Genomic DNA, 1,910 nt, shown 5'->3' on the forward strand with positions numbered 1-1,910 from the left:
GTGCAATAAACATCAAAAAAGTGCAGGTAATTTAATTTGCCTGAATTAGGGTGGTACCGCGAGCAAACTCGTCCCTTTGGACTTGTTTGCTCTTATTTTTTTAATTTGTTACTGGAGGTAAATAAAATGCAAGAAAAAATCAATCTTCTTACAAAAGAGCTTGAAGAAATTCTCTCAAAAGATATTACAAGAGAAGAATACAAAGCAGTAAGAGAAAAATATTTAAGCAAAAAGAAAATAGGGATTTTGCGATAGTTAGATGATTTAGAGTTAGTTAGATATTCTTTGCACAAGTTTTTGCGTAAGAAAAAACATGCAATGGGGACAAATTCCCAACACAAATTTGTCACACTTCTTCACCTCATACCATCACCGCCATCCGCAAAAGCAGCACAGCCGCCAAAACACAAGTGCAAAACGCCCTAACTTGCTCAAAAACAAGAGCAAAAGGGGAATGTGAGAGAGGGGCGATGATACGAATTTGTCACGCAAAATCACCTTTTTCAACACGGATTTGTCACGGTTTTCTGACACCAATTTGTCACGCTTATCAACCGCATGTTTAAAGCAAAACACTTAACAGCATGAAAAAGAATGACTTAGCACTGTTTTTTGTATGCACGAACCATGACAGGGTGTGACAAATTCCCAACAGCACAAAAGCGTTTCCATACGCGTGAAGACGTGATTTTCAGTAACTTCGCATTCATAAGGAGCGTGACAAATTCCCAATCTGCAAATCCTATAAATACACACCCATTTCTTAAAAAAAACAGAAGAAAGAATCTTTCTTTTAAAAATTTAATAAAGAAATAATAATATATGAATATGGCTAACTGATTGAAAAACAACAGTTAGTGTGTTAAATTCGTGACAAACTCCCAACAGGAGCGTGACAAAACCCCAATGTGTGCGTGACAATTTCCCAGTCGGAAGCAGCCGAAACGTGACAAATTCCCAAGCAAGAACAGCAGGTGTGACAAATTCCCAATCCGCTTGTGACAAAAACCCAACCAGCGTGTGACAATTTCCCAACATGAAAAGAAAAGCGTGACAAATTCCCAAGGTGCGGCAGAAAAACCGCCTGATGAAGATGGGAATCGGAGTGGGGCACACCGCCGCATCGTTGTGGGGCACTCCGATGAACCGATGTGGGGCACACCGATTTTGACTGTTGAAAGGCAGGAAAAACACGCTGAGGAGGAAAGAGAGACCAGATGAGGGGGAGGGGAAGGAGTTGGAACGAAAAGGAAAAAGGAGAAGGGGAGGAGATGGAAAAAGGAGATGGGAAGTGAAACAGCGGAGAGATGGGAAGAGGATGGGCAGGAACAGGGGAGGGGGTGTGCCAGAAAGTGCATGGAGGGTGAGCCGCTTGGAGCCTGCATCATGATACATATTTGTCACGAGAAATTGCCATTTACAATACGGATTTGTCACGATGAAATGCCGTCCGAACCACTTTTTTTACCCTTTCCGGCGCATAAATTCCGCAAAACCTTTTGTGGAAAAAAAAAACTTTGCATCTTTGCATGTAAAACAAACCTAAAACAGGCACGCAAGGATGCCGCCAAGACCATCAGGCACATGTCGAACCCAACAGAACCGAAGCCAACGCCGAAGTCCGCAGCGCAGAAGACCAAGAAGGCGCAGGACGAGTCCATCATGAAGAACCTTCCGCAGAACGTGGAATGGATCAAGCAGCCCTACGCCCTCTCCGTCATGCGAGGCGACCTCTCCCTGACCCAGACCCACATCATGGTGGAGCTGATGGGAGCGCTGCAAGTAAAGATAAACGACTTCATCGCACACATGGGCGAGGAGGGCAACGCCGTCTTCCGCGAAGAAGACTTCAACCAGGACGGCGTGGCGCACGTTGACGTCAGCCTCGCCGCCATCTCCAACCGTCCCGA

2 protein-coding genes are annotated in these 1,910 nt (G+C 44.9%); both read left to right on the forward strand.

Annotated features, from left to right (window positions below):
- The first annotated feature begins 1,050 nt into the window (after window positions 1–1,050).
- The gene (locus tag IKL48_00005; protein ID MBR3603072.1) at window positions 1,051–1,221 is read left to right on the forward strand and encodes a hypothetical protein; all 171 of its coding nucleotides are present in this window, start codon (window positions 1,051–1,053) and stop codon (window positions 1,219–1,221) included.
- 63 nt (window positions 1,222–1,284) lie between these two features.
- The coding region (locus IKL48_00010; protein ID MBR3603073.1) for a hypothetical protein at window positions 1,285–1,910 on the forward strand (626 nt) is incomplete at its 3' end.

Source organism: Elusimicrobiaceae bacterium (assembly GCA_017520185.1).
Lineage (GTDB): Bacteria > Elusimicrobiota > Elusimicrobia > Elusimicrobiales > Elusimicrobiaceae > Avelusimicrobium.